Below are 14,759 nucleotides of genomic sequence, written 5' to 3'. Positions count from 1 at the left end.
TGGTATCAGAGCTATCAGATTTTTAGGGCTAATTGTGCATCTGCTGGGCAAACAAATTAGCCTGTAATTCAGAGCCGGCAATCGTTTTGACGATTTAGATAAAATTTTCAATGTGACACTTTAGGGTGCGGAATGTGGGTTGGAATATTCTGGCGGAAGACCGATCGCAAAGACTTGAAATCTGTTCTAACAATAGTTACACTTCTTTAGAATAGATACACTTTTCAAGGGATAATGTAGGTCGGCTAACTCTTGCACTTAACAGTCGAGATTGTTGGGCTTATATTTTCACCCTGAATATAAAAAGCGTCTAAGTGGACACTAAATTGTCAATAGGAGGAGCGTAGTCAATGGGACTACCTTGGTATCGAGTACACACAGTCGTTCTCAACGACCCGGGCCGTTTAATTTCCGTTCACCTGATGCACACCGCACTGGTAGCGGGTTGGGCTGGCTCCATGGCCCTCTATGAGCTTGCTATTTTCGACCCCAGTGACCCCGTATTAAACCCGATGTGGCGGCAAGGAATGTTCGTGCTGCCCTTCATGGCCCGTTTAGGTGTCACTGGTTCTTGGGGTGGCTGGAGCGTCACCGGCGAAACTGGTGTTGACCCCGGTTTCTGGTCTTTTGAAGGCGTTGCCGCCGCTCATATCGTCTTATCCGGTCTGCTATTCCTAGCGGCGGTTTGGCACTGGGTTTTCTGGGATTTAGAATTATTCATCGATCCCCGCACGGGCGAATCAGCCCTCGATTTACCGAAAATGTTCGGTATTCACCTGTTCTTATCCGGTTTACTTTGCTTCGGTTTCGGTGCTTTCCATCAAACAGGCCTTTGGGGTCCCGGGATGTGGGTTTCCGATGCCTACGGTTTAACCGGTCATGTGCAGCCCGTAGCTCCCGAATGGGGACCGGCTGGTTTTAACCCCTTTAACCCCGGGGGTGTGGTAGCTCACCACATTGCTGCGGGTATCGTTGGGATTATCGCCGGTTTATTCCATTTAACCGTTCGTCCCCCCGAAAGACTCTATAAAGCCCTGAGAATGGGTAATATCGAAACGGTGCTTTCTAGCAGTATCGCCGCTGTTTTCTTTGCCGCTTTCGTCGTGGCCGGAACCATGTGGTACGGTAATGCTACCACCCCGATCGAACTCTTTGGCCCGACCCGTTACCAATGGGATAAGGGCTATTTCCAAGAAGAAATTGAGCGTCGCGTCGAGGCCAGCATTGCCAACGGAGCCACCATCGCCGAAGCTTACCAAGCAATCCCCGAAAAACTGGCTTTCTATGATTATGTCGGTAATAGCCCCGCTAAAGGTGGTTTATTCCGTACTGGTGCCATGGATAGCGGTGACGGTATCGCTAAATCTTGGTTAGGACACCCCGTGTTCAAAGATGGCGAAGGTCGCGTCCTCAGCGTGCGTCGGATGCCTAACTTCTTTGAAACCTTCCCCGTTGTCCTGACTGACTCGGAAGGTATCGTTCGCGCGGATATTCCTTTCCGTCGTGCGGAATCGAAACTGAGTATCGAACAAAGTGGTGTTACCGTTTCTTTCTACGGTGGCTCTCTCGATGGTCAGGTGTTCAGCGATCCTGCTGATGTGAAGAAATTTGCCCGTAGAGCGCAACTCGGTGAAGCTTTCGAGTTTGACACCGAAACCCTGAAGTCTGACGGGGTATTCCGCACTTCTCCGAGAGGTTGGTTTACTTTCGGTCATGCTGTCTTTGCTTTACTATTCTTCTTCGGTCACATCTGGCACGGTTCTCGTACCATCTACCGCGACGTATTCGCCGGGGTCGATCCGGATCTGGAAGAACAAGTGGAATTCGGTTTATTCCAAAAATTGGGTGATCTTAGCACTCGTAAACAAGAAGTTTAGTTTTAGCTAAATCATCCCTATAACTAAAGGAGTCAAGTCTTTGACTCCTTTTTTTAATTAGGGTATGCTGAAAAAGTTTTTCGTGGGGGCAGGGTGTGGGGTGTGGGGTGTGGGGAGAAGGGAGCAGGGAGTGGGGAGCAGGGAGAAACAATTGATAACTTGAGAGTTAATCACACTATTAAAAACGGATTTATCCTAAATCCGGTTATTAAAAACTGATTATTTATTCTCCCCTTTTTCTGTGCGTTACTCAAGGGATTTAGTATTAGTATAAAGTTCGATCGAGCTTTACTTTTCACCGAATACTGAAAAAACCGCTAGTTATTTCTATAACTAACGGCTTTTTGCTGGGGGAAATTACCCGTAATGGAATTACATAGAGGAACCTAAACCGGCGTAAGCTCCGTAGAAGAAAAGACCAAGCACAGCGATAACGCCTAGACCGGCGATGGTGGCGACTAACCACAAAGGAATACGACCTTCTGCGAACATGAATAACACCTCCTAATTGCGATGACAATGAATCGGGACTAATTAGTTAAAGAAATAGCTGGAAAATAAAATTCCCAAGACAGCAACTAGGAGTAAACCTAGGTAAAGAGAAGTACGATTTAACTCGACGGCTTGCCGATTCGGATTAGGTGTTCTTTCCATAATTGTTCTCCTAGCGTTGAATAAACTGCATTGCCGCAATTGCACCGATAAAGAAGACAGTGGGAACCGCTAAGGTATGAACTGCCAACCAGCGAACGGTGAAAATGGGGTAAGAAATGGGTTGATTGGGATTACCACTAGCCATTGTTTTTATCCTTAATTAAAGTAAACTACTGATTAAACTGCTCGATTTGATTTTTGGCCTCAAAGCGATCATTAATGATCGGTAATTCTTGACGCTCTTGAGTGTAATACTCATCGGGACGGGGAGTGCCAAAAACATCGTAAGCTAAACCGGTACTCACGAATAACCAACCTGCGATAAACAGCATGGGGATGGTGATGCTATGGATAATCCAGTAACGAATACTGGTAACGATATCGCCAAAAGGACGTTCGCCGGTACTACCTGACATGGACGGTTCTCCTCGGAATGATAGGACTTGAAAAATTCAATCTCTATAATAGAGACTTTGTTGACCCTGAGACAAGTTTTAGGCCGGTTCGCTAGGGGGATTATATTTCAGTAAAACCCCATCTTGTCCCAAGACAAAACCCTTGTCGGAATTGATAAAAACAATTCGATAGAGATTGGAGGGGACACTTTCCACCGCGCGATCTTTTTGCCAAGATTGGCCGCTGTCATGACTGACCAAGAGATTGCCGCTACCACCAGCGACCCAAATTTCTTCGGGGCTGCGGTAGTTGAGGTCCAAAAGTCCCCAACTGGTGGAAAACTCTGGGAATACCTTATCTTCCCATGTATCGAGATCATTGGGGCTAGTAAATTGTAGTTGACCACCCCGGGCCAGGGCCCACAGTTCTCCTTTTTCACCATAACCGACTTTTTGTAAACGGCGGGAAGAAAGACGATTGTGGGGTTGCCATTCTGTTGACCCCGGTTCCCAAGTGGAATAAAAGTTACCGCGTGCGGAAACGGCCACGTATTTACCATCATGGGAACGAACAATTGTCCGGGCCACACCCACAGCACCTTCCACTAAAGCTTGCCAAGTTTTGCCCCCGTCTTTGGTGCGGTAGATAGCGCCTAAATCCGTGACCATTTCGGCGGTTTTGTCGTTAAGGGCGATAATTCCGTAGGGGGAACCGGGTAATTTTTCACTTAAGGGGATACGGGACCAGCTGCTGCCCCCGTCTTCGCTATGGAGAAGAATTGAGGGTTTACCGACAATCCAACCCTCTTGGTCGTGGAAACTGACGGCGCTAAAGCTAACTTTTTCTTCGCCAAGGTTGAGGACTTTTTGCTGCCAGCTGTCCCCCCCATCGGTGGTTTCAAAGAGGGTAGATTTGGTTCCCACTAACCAACCGTGCTGCAGGTCGTCGGTAAAGGCGATATCGGCAAAAGTGGAGTCAGTGTCGAGGGTGAGGATTTGCCAAGGACTACTGCTCAGGGATGGCACACTACTACAGCTAAAGCAGAAAAAGGCTACAGCTAGAACTATTACGAATTGTTTCAGTTTTCTCATCAATGGTTCAGAGGTATTGGTCAAGGAATCGGGACGGATTAGGGTTTGTACCCGATGGGTTACAGGCTCATAAGAGCCGTTGGATTAAAGATAATGAGTGCTTGAGTTAGTTTAAACCATATAAACTAATAAAGAAAACAAATCCTAGCGCTAAAGCCCCGAAAATCAAAATATTTTTTTGTGCCGGAGTCAGACGGTTAACTCCAAAACCATAGCTAAGATTTTCTTGGAATCCCGAAGGAGCATCTTTGGCTCCGATGTTGATAAATTGGGAACGACGCACACCACACACGGGACAGCGCCACGTTTCTGGCAATTCCTCGAAGGGGGTTCCAGCGGGAGTGTTGGTTTTACTATCTCCCTTGCTGGGGTCGTAAACGTAGCCGCAGGAGCGACATTCGTAGTTGGCAGGGGCCTGGTCGGCTAGGGTTAGTTCTGGTGGGCGATCGCTCATAACTAAGATTAAAGGAATTTTCAACACTCTGTTACAAATTATCCTTGAAAATTGACCCCTCTCACGGGCAACCCCTGACAGAATACCAAGTTTTCAAGTCTTAAAAGGATTAGCGAGGCAGCATATCGGCTTTAAAAAAAGTAAGATTAATCTATTAGGGCTTAAATGTCTATTAAAACTTTATTAAGTTGATATTTGGGCTATTTACCCTGATTTTGGTAGTCAAATTTATTCCGAGAAATTGAGAAATTTCAGGCAGGGAAGAAATTAGGGGTCTGATAGCAAATCCTGTTTAAAAGGTGGAGGAGATTGGGGAGCGCCAGAGCAGGGAGCAGGGAGCAGGGGGAAACAATCCATAACTGGGTTTTTAAAGTTGGATTGGGAGTTAATCATGCTATTAAAAGCGGATTTGGTATCATATTGAATAAATTTAATCACTTTTAGCGATCGCTTTTATATTTTGGCATAAATGGGCTGCTCCCTCCCTGTTCCCCAAAACGAAAACTTCGCACCTCACTATTAAGATGACTGCTATCAACCTTATATTATAGGTATATAATCAACCTTAACTATACCTTAAAAAGAGAGTAAAAATTGTGTTCAACCAGCTTGATTGGAATCCTGCCTACTCAATTGAAACCTTAGAACCAAATACGGTATTTTTTCTATCTGAGCGAGAATCAATCTGTTTCCAAGAGCCGCTTTATTATCGTTTAGTCAGATTAATCGATGGTCAACGTAATCTTGATGAAATTATTGATATTCTTCAGTTAGAATTTTTACAAAATCAAGAAATCAATCCCAATAATGCTAATTACTTCGCAGTTATTGTTAATTATAGCTTGGCAATTCAAAAAGCGATTTTTCAGTTATATAAACGAGGGTTTTTATTAGAAAAACAAGAATTATTGCCGTCTAATTTAGCAATTTTATGCCATCATCTTCAGGTTTCTCAAGCCCAAGCTTTTGAACGATTACAATCTCTGAAGGTTACAGTTAAAACCCTAGGCTTAATTCCCCAGCAAGATTTGATCAATATTTTAAATTCCTTGCAAGTTCAAGTCGCAGATGAAGGGGATTTAACCATTATTTTAACCGATAATTATCTTCATCCTGATTTAGAGAGTATTAATCAACAAGCTTTAGTCTTGCAAAAACCGTGGTTATTAGTTAATCCCCTGGGAAATCTAGCCTGGATTGGTCCCTTATTTGATCCCGATAAAACTGGTTGTTGGCATTGTTTGGCTCAACGATTACGAGATAATCGTCCCGTGGAGGAATTTATCATTAGACAGAGAGACAATAAGATTTCTTTAATTTCTCCTTTAGGGTTTTCTTCAGCGACAATACAGACGGTTTTAAATCTGACGGCTATGGAGGTTTTTAAGTGGATTATTCAAGGTAAAAATCAACGTTTAGAAGGAATGCTAATGACTTATGATACTTTAAATTTACAATTTCAAGAGCATATTTTAGTTAAACGTCCGAACTGTCCTAGTTGTGGATATTCTCTAAATAAAACACCTTTACCCGTGGTTTTGGGACATCGTAAAAAGGCTTTTACCAGTGATGGGGGACATCGTTTTTGTTCTCCTGAAGAAACCTTAAAAACCTATCAACATCATATCGGTCCTATTACGGGAATTGTGCGAGAATTAAATAAGATACAAGGGAATGCTTTAGTTCATACTTATGTAGCTAAACATCATTTTCGTAGTGTCTTTGATGATTTAGACAGTTTACGGCAAAATATTGGAGGTAGAAGTGCGGGAAAAGGCCGTACAGATAGTCAAGCAAAAGCAAGTGGATTTTGTGAAGCTATTGAGCGCTATTCGGGGGTTTTTCAAGGAAATGAAATCAAAGAAGAAGCGAGTTATCAAGAGTTAAAAGATAAAGCTATTCATCCTAACAAATGTATGAATTTTAGTGAAAAACAATATCAACATCGAGAAGAATGGAATGCGAAGAATCAAGGATGGTTTCAAAAAGTCCCTGAACCTTTTGATGAAACTAGAATCATTGATTGGACTCCTGTATGGTCTTTAACCGCTCAAGATTTTAAGTATTTACCGACGGGATATTGTTATTATGGTTATTCTCAATCTGAACCCTTAGATTGTTGGGCTGATTCTAATGGCTGCGCCGCAGGAAATACGATAGAAGAAGCGATTTTACAAGGGTTTATGGAGTTAGTGGAACGGGATTGTGTGGCTTTATGGTGGTATAATCAATTAGTTAAACCTTCCGTTAATTTAGAGAGCTTTAATGAGCCATATTTTGAGCAATTAAAGCAATATTATGAGGGGTTAAATCGGGAGCTATGGGTGTTAGATATTACCAGTGATTTGAATATCCCTTGTTTTGCCGCTATTAGTCCGAGAAAGGAGCGGGAAGTGGAGGACATTTTGTTAGGGTATGGGGCGCATTTTGACCCAAAAATTGCCATTAGTCGAGCGTTAACGGAGGTTAATCAAATCTTACCGAATGTGTTATCGTTTAAGGACGATGGGACAACGATTTATAATCCTTCTGCGGATCCTTTGGCGGTTAAATGGTGGCAAACGGCAAGGTTAAGCAATCAATCTTATTTAGTTCCAGATAGTAAAATAATACCGAAAAAAAGTAATGATTATTTACAATTAGCCAGTGATGATTTATTAGAGGATGTTAAATTGTGTCAGCGAATTGTTGAGTCAAAGGGGATGGAAATGTTAGTATTAGATCAGACTCGTCCTGATATTGGTTTAAGGGTGGCTAAAGTCATTGTCCCCGGAATGCGTCATATGTGGAAGCGTTTAGGGGCAGGAAGATTGTATGATGTTCCTGTTAGCATGGGATGGTTAAAAGAGACTTTGACGGAAGATGAATTAAATCCTTTTCCCATGTGGATGTAACGCTTTTAAATAGGGGAGCTTATCACTGATCAGTAAAAGGTGCATCACCGAAGTAACACACCTTAAATAGTGTTGGGTTCCGTACCTCAATCTAGCCGATAAGAGAGGCGATCGCACTTAGAAAGTGTACTTGATTTCAATAACACTCATGACACCTTCAACAATGGTTTGCCACTGTCCAGTAAATTCTGCACCATAAGATGCTGCAATTTGCGGACCTAATTTTTGTGCTTCATCGTTACTCCAGAGGGGGCCAGCTAAAACATTAGTTTTAAATTCATGAGTTCCAGTATTTTCCACCTGTAGTTCTACTTCTACTACACTCATTGCACTTTCAACTACGGTTGTCCACTGACCAGTAAAGTTTCCTTGATGAGCAGCTGCAATTCTCGGACCTACTTGTTGTGCTTCATCGTTACTCCAGAGGGGGCCAGCAGGGATATTAACTTTGTAACTTGCCATAATAGATAATGTCCTTTGAGACTTTTGTTGATTTTGTATCCTCAAGACGATATCAAAAATCCTTTTCTGAATTTTTTGAGTTAGCCATAATGCCTTAAGCAAAATGTCTTGTCTTTTGGGTTAAAAGTGATTGGTTCAATCACCTTTGATACCAGAATAAGTTTTATTTTTGGTAATGGCAATCTCTAAAATTAATACTTTTCTAATATGTTTTTTTGAGCAGAATATTAACTTTTTATGAGATTTATATTAGATTTATATTAGATTCAAAGGGTCACTTTATGGTATAATGGCGTAATCTCTTAAGTAGAACAAATGAATTAATCAATCAAATTATAGAGATTGAGTCAAAGGGGATGGAAATGTTAGTAGTATTAGACCAAACTCGTCCTGATATTGGTTTAAGGGTAGCTAAGGTTATTGTCCCCGGAATGCGTCATATGTGGAAGCGTTTAGGGCTAGGAAGATTATATGATGTTCCTGTTAGCATGGGATGGTTAAAAGAGACTTTGACGGAAGATGAATTAAATCCTTTTCCCATGTGGATGTAACCCTTGTTCATGGTCAATTGTTGATGATTTTAAGTTACTTGGTGAAGATTTCGAGTTTAACTTTCATTCCCGTTTTATCTAAAAGACTGAGTAATTTATCAACAGTAAAACGGCTAATTTCTCCATTCATTAAATCACTAATTTTTGGTTTTGTTTCCTCGAAAAAAGTGGCGGCTTCTTGCTGTGTCCATCTTTTTTCTTGGATAAAAGACCGCAAGGTTAACATCAAATCGGCTCTAATTTTTAAGTTAGTTGCTTCTTCACTGTTAAATCCTAAATCTTCAAAGATGTTATCGCTACCAAAAGTGATCTCAATAGGGTTAGATTGTGTCATGGTTATCCCTCCTGTAATTGTTGTCTAAATTGAATCATTTGTTGATAACGTTGTTGTCCCAATTCAATTTCTTTTTTCGAGGTTTTCTGTGTTTTTTTACCAAAAGCATGAAGGACATAAATCGCTTCTTTAAACCTTGCTACATAAAAGATTCTGTAGGTTTCTCCTGTCCAAATTCTAATTTCTTCTGTTCCTTGACCAATAATGGGAATGGGTTTAAAATCATTGGGTTTCTCTCCTTGTTGAATAGCTCTCAGTTGAAAACCTGCTTTACGCTTTGCGTCTTCAGGAAAATCTCTAATATCTTCCCTTGACGTCCCAATCCAGTAAATGGGTTTATCTCCCATGTTGGGGTTAATGATTAAGGTTGATACCTAATTTAGTATAACAGGATCATCAGTTTGTCAATTGTTCGTTAGTTAACAAGCAAGATAATGATCATTTTAGTTTAACTGAATCTAAGTAAAGTGTATCAGGGCAAATATCTCGTTCATGAGGCCATAAGCAAACTGATTCCTGATAGGTAAAAGGTATGTCAGCGAAGTAACACACCTTTATTAGTGTTGGTTTTTGTTGCTTCAATCTAATCTAGAAGAGCGGCTGGATCATTGGGAGCTATTCCTTCATCTTGATCTAAGATCAATAATATTTTCATTTGTTGAGTTACACTAAATAAGCGCAATCGAATATTGACTGAAAATTGAATCACTTGTAATGATAGGGAGATTTTCAGCCATAGATTGAGCAATAATAATGCGATCAAAAGGATCTCTGTGGTGAAAAGGTAGAGAAGCATTAATTTTTAGATGCTCTAGTTCAAGATTTAGTAAAACAATCCTACTTTCGTTCACTTCTTTCTCAATAAACTCTTCATAGGAAGGAACTAACCTTAACTTTCCTAAATTATATTTAATAGACATTTCCCAAAGACTGGCGATACTAAGATAACTAAAATTGTTCTCATCTTCAATTAAATCTTTGAGAGCATTGCTTAATCTAGGATCGTCATTAACAAACCAAAGAAAAATATGTGTGTCCAATAAAAAAGTCATTCCCTGTAATTGTGAAAGTCTTCAAGAGGTTCATCAAAGTCATCGCTCATCCATACTTTTCCCTTAGCACTTCCTCGTTTTAAGGGTCGTTTGATGGGGGAAATTTTGGCTACTGGCTCGTCGCCTTGCATAATAACAATTTCTTCTCCGTTAATTGCCAAATCGAGAAGTTTTGAGAGATCGGATTTAGCTTGAGCTATATCTAATTTAGTCATAATGTTAAATCTCTATTTAAGTTTTCAAAAAATCTTGCCAATGTTCTTCGTCATCAGCTACGATGGTAATCATTCCTTGACATAGTCCGGGGACTAGGCGTTGGGGCGGTATGGGTATTGGCCCGATTAATTGGGCAATTGGACGATTATTGTCGGTGATTAACAATTCTTCCCCCAGTTTGAGATTGTCAATCAGTTCGGGGAGTTTAGCCTGGGCTTCTTTGAGAGAGATGATCATGGATGTTGGGTTCTATCTAACTCATGGTGATAACGCTACAATTTTAACTGAATCTCAGCAAGGAATAGATAAAATACGGTTGGGTTGAACGATAGTGAAACCCAGCCTACACTCTCATGTTAAGGTTAAGTACGAAGATAAACCCAATTTCTAGGCCGATCATTCCTCAATTTTAACTGATCTAAGCAGAAAATAAATAAGCTCTCCTGATGACTGATAGATAAAAGGTATGTCACCGAAGTAACACACCTTAAATAAAATATTGTTGGGTTTCGTTGCCTCAACCCAACCGACAAGAGCGGCGATCGCTGATCACAAAAATTGCTATCATAGAAACTATTGATATTCAATGATTTAGGGGTAATCATAATGACACAGTTAACTGAAGAACGAAAACAAGAGATTATTGCTGAAGTTTTAGCAGCGAGAGCAAACCGTGAACAATTTCTATTAGAGATGAAACAACGGCAACAAGCAGGGTTAAAAATTGCTCAAAAATGTGCTAGTCTCCTTAAAGAGAAGTATGGAGTCACGAAAGTTGTTTTATTTGGTTCATTGTTAAATTATGAAGAAATAACTCCCCATTCTGATCTTGATTTAGCGGTTTGGGATTTACCAGAGAAAGATTATTTTAAAGCGATAGCAGAGTTAGATAATGGACAGGATTTTGAGGTGGATTTAGTAGAAGTTCAAAAGGCTCATCCTTATATTTTAGAGGCAATTGCTCAGGGGGTTGAATTATGACTAATTTATCAATTCAAGATAGAATTAATCAAGAACTCAATAAAATTCTCCAAGCCCTACAACAGCTAGAGATATTTTTAAGAGAATTATCTAATCAATCGGATGTCATGTATCAAAACGCATTAATTAATTCTATTGCGCTTAATTTCCATGGAGTTTATACTGGAATTGAGCGTATATTTGAAGCGATTGCTAAAAAAATTGCTCAAAGATTCCCAACGGGGGATAAATGGCATCGAGATTTATTAGAGCAAATGTCTGTTGATATACCTAAGGTGAGAAAAGCAGTTATTACAGAAGAAACAAGGCTCATTTTGGATGAATTAAGGCGGTTTCGTCATCTGGTGAGAAGTGCTTATTCTTGCCAATTAGATGAGGAAAAGGTTTTAATCATCGCCCATCAAATTGTTAATTCTTATCAAACCATAATCAATGACATTCAATTGTTTTGTAATAATTTAAGTAAGGGAAAAACTTAATTAAAGATAACCCAATTTACAAGATCACCTTCGGTGCGCTTTCAGCGAGTGGCGTGCTGCTATGCAGTGCCGTAGAGTATCGCACTATCTATACTTGATAATATAGTTGACAGAAATATTTTTTGGACGAGTTTCATAGATACTGACGCGAGCAGGAGGGCTATCAGGACCTGTAGTCTGTTTTATCTCAGATGTTTGCCCAACTGAGCCAGTACCCGGTTGTGCTTGTGCTGACAGGAGAATAGCATTATAGTCGTGCTGGTGTTGCTGGAGAGCATCACACTGAAGTGAACCGATCCCGCTACTTTTACCCATTCCCTCTGGTCCAATTCGTTCAGCAGCATCTGGATCTAGTCCAGAACCAGCATCAACCCCTCTCATGAATAATCCACGATAGTCTGGAAGTCTAAATTTATTATCCCCTTGTTTTCCATAAAGTGTTCCAATTACTGCAAATAGCTCAGGGTAAGCATCTATTTCAAGATAACGACCATCGCACAACATCCAACCGTATGCTTCAGGATAGGTGATAGGAATATTGGCATTCAAGCTCTCAGCCTGTGCATTCTGACTTGAGCAACCAGATGAAGTCCAAATATTGTTTATATCACCTGTTATGGGATGGATTTGACCAGCAAATGGGCATACTGTACCAATAGGAACTCCGTTTAGCATAATTTCTCCTTTTTTCTAACACTTAGAATGGGCATTAACTGTTATTTCCCTTTCCCAAGCTTGAAAGATAGGGGAAAAAATATATCTCACGAGCTTGGGAAATGCTATGTAATCTTATTTCTGACAGGCTAAATTTTTGTAAGAGACATCAACACTGGACTCACCTTCTTTTAATAATGATGGTGGTGCATTGTCCTTAATTGCTTTAAGAATTGCTTCCATTGCAGTAGCACAAGCTAACGCTGATTGACCGACAATTTTAAATGTTCGTGCGGTCTGATCAAAGCTAGAAAAATTGTCAATTACAACATTAGCAGCCTGAGCAATTAAAGATTTGTTTCCATACGCCCATGTTGCTACTGCCAGAGTGCCAAAAACCAACGTAGCAGCAAAAGTGTAGTCAGTACCAAATTCAGGCTGTTGCTCAACTGGGACATCAAAGAACTCAGAACCAATGGAGCGGGATAGTTTTTGAACTTGCTCATAGTTAGCAACCAAAGCACTCTGATAACTAAGGTCTAGCTTAATCGCTTGACCATCAAGTGTAGCCGTCAAAAGAGCTTTATTTTGACCTGATGGGAATTTGACTTCCATTGGACCGACGACTACATTACTACTTATCACGGTTCCCAGTTCCAAGTTATTAAATAAACCTACATAATAGGTAGGAGTCACCTTAAACTGAGCACTACTACTACTTAAAACATCTCGCTGGTAAACAGCTGAATTGTTTGACATCCCTACACCAACATCAGCTAGACTTTTTGAGTCATTCCCAATTACAATTAACTCTGGTCGTTGTGCTTGTCCATCGGGTTCTAGCTGCTGAACACCATCCTTAAAAACAACCTTCCACTTAGTTCCCAATTGGATATTATTAAACTTTTGGGAGGCTTTATAAACACCTATCCCTCCAGTTTGTTTGTAATTAGCAAGAGCAACAAGATATTCAATCTCCCAATCAACCCCAGATTCAGCTTTTTGCGGGACTGTCGTTTTTTTCCACGCAACACTATCTAATCCTACTGAATCAGGGAGAGTTTGATAGACTACCATAGTCCAAGTGCGATCTGTTTGATTGTTAAAATCAACGTAGTAAGTCATTTGAGCAACTCCAAAGAAATAATGTGAACTTAAAATGAAACTTTCGAGAAAAAAATACCTTAATGATTTGTTTTCTCTAAACTCTTAAGACATTCTCAAAAATCTATTCGTGAAATTTTCGATTTAGCCATAATGCCTTAAGCAAAATGTCTTGTCTTTTGGGTTAAAAGTGATTTGCTTAATCACCTTTGATACCAGAATAAGTTTTATTTTGAGTAATGGCAATCTCTAAAGTTAATACTTTTCTAATAGGTTTTTTTGAGTAGAATATTAACTTTTATATTAGATTTATATTAGATTTATATTAGATTCAAAGGGTCACTTTATGGTATGACTACCTCATCCCTGAAAGTAGAACTAATGAATTAATTGGGCATCTGAAATCCTCAAAACCCTTTTACTCTCTGATTTGAAAGAGGGTGTGGGGTGTGGGGTGTGGGGTGTGGGGTGTGGGGAAGGAAACCTCTTTCATCTGTGGGGGTGAAAATTTTTTCATCGGGACTGATTTGTAGAGTGTCAGGAGACGAAAAGAAAGCCGCAAAAAAGCGATCGCTTATCCCTCAAAGAAAACACCTGCCCTAAGTAAGGAGATGCTAAGTACCTAAGCAAAATTAATTACACATATCTAACCACCTCTTGCCTCTTGTCTCTTGCCTCTTGCTTATCTTCACTAGGAAATTAATTTTGCACGACTACTTATTGTTGGATGATGAGTATTAGAGAAGCTGTCATTATCGAAGATTACCCGGAATATCCTCAAGGGCGTTGTGTGCTAGTCTTACAAGGAGAAAACCATGACAAAAAAGCCTCACATTAAACTTATCCACATTGGAGAGTACATGGCTGAAGTGGAAGTCGAACTGATTGAGACTCCCGAAGGATGGTCGCCCTATTTATCATTAGAAGACGCTCAAAAATTAGATGATGTCCGGGAAGCCCTTCGTCAAGGTGATCTGCAAAAAGCTTCCAATTTAGCACATCTTTACAAAATTACCCCTCTTACCGTTTAACTAAACTTTGACAAGAAAAAATTAGGTTCTTCGTTACTTGGTATGATTCGATATGGGGGCATAAATCGACTAAATCCTTATCTGGTAAGAGATTTAATTGATTAGTTCGCTCTAGATAAAAAACAATTGACAAAAATCGCCAAATGCTTTTCTACATAAGGGTTACATCCCTTATATCCCCCGTCGATTGCATAACACAAACCGAAGAGCCAAAAATTAAAAAGCGATCGCTATTCCTCAGAACAACACAGCGATCGCCTAACTTTTAACTATCACAAGCAACATTATTGGAGGGCTGATAATTCTTCTCGAAGAATACGGCGTAAATCGGACTGAGTGAGCGATCGCTCAGAAGGAGATTGGATATATTGTTTTAAAGCCTCATTAATGGCTCTTCGGTAATTGTTATGCAATGGACGGGGGTTATAAGGGATGGAACCCTTATAGAGAAAGGCATTTAGCGATTTTTGTCAATTGTTTTTTATCTAGAGCGAACTAATCAATTAAGTCTCTTGCCAGATAAGGATTT

General features: G+C 40.3%; 21 protein-coding genes. 6 read left to right on the top strand and 15 right to left on the bottom strand.

Features of this window, described 5'->3' with window-relative positions:
• Positions 1-350 precede the first annotated feature (350 nt).
• Positions 351-1,877: a photosystem II chlorophyll-binding protein CP47 gene (psbB, locus tag O9332_RS01345; RefSeq protein WP_002757651.1), complete on the top strand. Its 1,527-nt coding sequence runs from the start codon at positions 351-353 to the stop codon at positions 1,875-1,877.
• A gap of 372 nt (positions 1,878-2,249) precedes the next feature.
• On the opposite strand, the gene O9332_RS01340 is transcribed toward psbB, so the two are convergent.
• From O9332_RS01340 to O9332_RS01315, 6 genes are all read right to left on the bottom strand, one after another.
• The gene (locus O9332_RS01340) at positions 2,250-2,369 is read right to left on the bottom strand and encodes a photosystem II reaction center protein J (RefSeq protein ID WP_002736108.1); all 120 of its coding nucleotides are present in this window, start codon (positions 2,367-2,369) and stop codon (positions 2,250-2,252) included.
• A gap of 42 nt (positions 2,370-2,411) precedes the next feature.
• On the bottom strand, positions 2,412-2,531 hold the full coding sequence (psbL, locus tag O9332_RS01335; RefSeq protein ID WP_002735805.1) for a photosystem II reaction center protein PsbL: 120 nt from the start codon (positions 2,529-2,531) through the stop codon (positions 2,412-2,414).
• A 10-nt stretch (positions 2,532-2,541) separates the two neighbouring features.
• Positions 2,542-2,676: a cytochrome b559 subunit beta gene (gene psbF, locus O9332_RS01330; protein WP_002736175.1), complete on the bottom strand. Its 135-nt coding sequence runs from the start codon at positions 2,674-2,676 to the stop codon at positions 2,542-2,544.
• 25 nt (positions 2,677-2,701) lie between these two features.
• Positions 2,702-2,947, bottom strand: a complete 246-nt coding sequence (psbE, locus tag O9332_RS01325; RefSeq protein WP_002749269.1) for a cytochrome b559 subunit alpha — start codon at positions 2,945-2,947, stop codon at positions 2,702-2,704.
• 78 nt (positions 2,948-3,025) lie between these two features.
• The gene (locus O9332_RS01320; RefSeq protein ID WP_002757649.1) at positions 3,026-4,018 is read right to left on the bottom strand and encodes a photosynthesis system II assembly factor Ycf48; all 993 of its coding nucleotides are present in this window, start codon (positions 4,016-4,018) and stop codon (positions 3,026-3,028) included.
• 106 nt (positions 4,019-4,124) lie between these two features.
• Positions 4,125-4,472, bottom strand: coding sequence for a rubredoxin (locus O9332_RS01315; RefSeq protein ID WP_002757647.1), 348 nt, complete (start codon positions 4,470-4,472; stop codon positions 4,125-4,127).
• A gap of 596 nt (positions 4,473-5,068) precedes the next feature.
• Here O9332_RS01315 and O9332_RS01310 point away from each other — a divergent pair.
• Entirely contained in the window at positions 5,069-7,366 is a 2,298-nt protein-coding gene (locus O9332_RS01310) for a TOMM precursor leader peptide-binding protein (RefSeq protein WP_288023337.1), read from the top strand.
• 117 nt (positions 7,367-7,483) lie between these two features.
• Here O9332_RS01310 and O9332_RS01305 read toward each other — a convergent pair whose 3' ends face one another.
• The gene (locus O9332_RS01305; RefSeq protein WP_223212957.1) at positions 7,484-7,930 is read right to left on the bottom strand and encodes a mannan-binding lectin; all 447 of its coding nucleotides are present in this window, start codon (positions 7,928-7,930) and stop codon (positions 7,484-7,486) included.
• A 221-nt stretch (positions 7,931-8,151) separates the two neighbouring features.
• Between O9332_RS01305 and O9332_RS01300 the strand changes: the two genes are divergently transcribed.
• Positions 8,152-8,379 (top strand): YcaO-like family protein, encoded by a 228-nt coding sequence (locus O9332_RS01300; protein WP_308417979.1) that lies wholly within the window; start codon positions 8,152-8,154, stop codon positions 8,377-8,379.
• A gap of 34 nt (positions 8,380-8,413) precedes the next feature.
• Here the strand turns inward: O9332_RS01300 and O9332_RS01295 are convergent, their stop codons facing one another.
• The 5 genes from O9332_RS01295 to O9332_RS01275 all read right to left on the bottom strand — a co-directional run bounded on the left by O9332_RS01295 (position 8,414) and on the right by O9332_RS01275 (position 10,218).
• Positions 8,414-8,713, bottom strand: coding sequence for a helix-turn-helix domain-containing protein (locus O9332_RS01295; RefSeq protein ID WP_002757640.1), 300 nt, complete (start codon positions 8,711-8,713; stop codon positions 8,414-8,416).
• A 2-nt stretch (positions 8,714-8,715) separates the two neighbouring features.
• Positions 8,716-9,060, bottom strand: a complete 345-nt coding sequence (locus O9332_RS01290) for a type II toxin-antitoxin system RelE/ParE family toxin (RefSeq protein ID WP_002798095.1) — start codon at positions 9,058-9,060, stop codon at positions 8,716-8,718.
• A 321-nt stretch (positions 9,061-9,381) separates the two neighbouring features.
• Positions 9,382-9,765, bottom strand: a complete 384-nt coding sequence (locus tag O9332_RS01285; protein ID WP_002757635.1) for a type II toxin-antitoxin system VapC family toxin — start codon at positions 9,763-9,765, stop codon at positions 9,382-9,384.
• Positions 9,762-9,980, bottom strand: coding sequence for a type II toxin-antitoxin system Phd/YefM family antitoxin (locus O9332_RS01280; protein ID WP_002798098.1), 219 nt, complete (start codon positions 9,978-9,980; stop codon positions 9,762-9,764). The genes O9332_RS01285 and O9332_RS01280 overlap by 4 nt, the downstream gene beginning before the upstream one ends.
• A 16-nt stretch (positions 9,981-9,996) precedes the next feature.
• The gene (locus O9332_RS01275) at positions 9,997-10,218 is read right to left on the bottom strand and encodes a type II toxin-antitoxin system Phd/YefM family antitoxin (RefSeq protein WP_002757634.1); all 222 of its coding nucleotides are present in this window, start codon (positions 10,216-10,218) and stop codon (positions 9,997-9,999) included.
• A 369-nt stretch (positions 10,219-10,587) separates the two neighbouring features.
• On the opposite strand from O9332_RS01275, the gene O9332_RS01270 reads away from it, so the two are divergent.
• Together O9332_RS01270 and O9332_RS01265 are read left to right on the top strand one after the other, a co-directional pair.
• A complete protein-coding gene (locus O9332_RS01270; protein WP_002757633.1) occupies positions 10,588-10,962 on the top strand; it encodes a nucleotidyltransferase family protein in 375 nt (124 codons plus the stop codon).
• A complete protein-coding gene (locus O9332_RS01265) occupies positions 10,959-11,441 on the top strand; it encodes a ribonuclease toxin HepT-like protein (RefSeq protein WP_002757632.1) in 483 nt (160 codons plus the stop codon). Before O9332_RS01270 ends, O9332_RS01265 begins: the two co-directional genes overlap by 4 nt.
• 84 nt (positions 11,442-11,525) lie before the next feature.
• Here the strand turns inward: O9332_RS01265 and O9332_RS01260 are convergent, their stop codons facing one another.
• Entirely contained in the window at positions 11,526-12,116 is a 591-nt protein-coding gene (locus tag O9332_RS01260) for a phage tail protein (protein ID WP_002757630.1), read from the bottom strand.
• 114 nt (positions 12,117-12,230) lie between these two features.
• Positions 12,231-13,220, bottom strand: coding sequence for a RhiA family protein (locus O9332_RS01255; RefSeq protein WP_002757629.1), 990 nt, complete (start codon positions 13,218-13,220; stop codon positions 12,231-12,233).
• 794 nt (positions 13,221-14,014) lie between these two features.
• Here O9332_RS01255 and O9332_RS01250 point away from each other — a divergent pair.
• A complete protein-coding gene (locus O9332_RS01250; protein ID WP_002757627.1) occupies positions 14,015-14,230 on the top strand; it encodes a hypothetical protein in 216 nt (71 codons plus the stop codon).
• On the opposite strand, the gene O9332_RS01245 is transcribed toward O9332_RS01250, so the two are convergent.
• Entirely contained in the window at positions 14,220-14,363 is a 144-nt protein-coding gene (locus O9332_RS01245; RefSeq protein ID WP_288023334.1) for a hypothetical protein, read from the bottom strand. The two genes, O9332_RS01250 and O9332_RS01245, sit on opposite strands and share 11 nt — an antisense overlap.
• Positions 14,364-14,759: the final 396 nt, after the last annotated feature.

Source organism: Microcystis sp. LE19-10.1B, assembly GCF_027530565.1.
Taxonomy (GTDB): domain Bacteria; phylum Cyanobacteriota; class Cyanobacteriia; order Cyanobacteriales; family Microcystaceae; genus Microcystis; species Microcystis aeruginosa.
The sequence above is the reverse complement of the archived record's forward strand: the minus strand, read 5'-3'. Positions and strand labels throughout refer to the sequence as shown.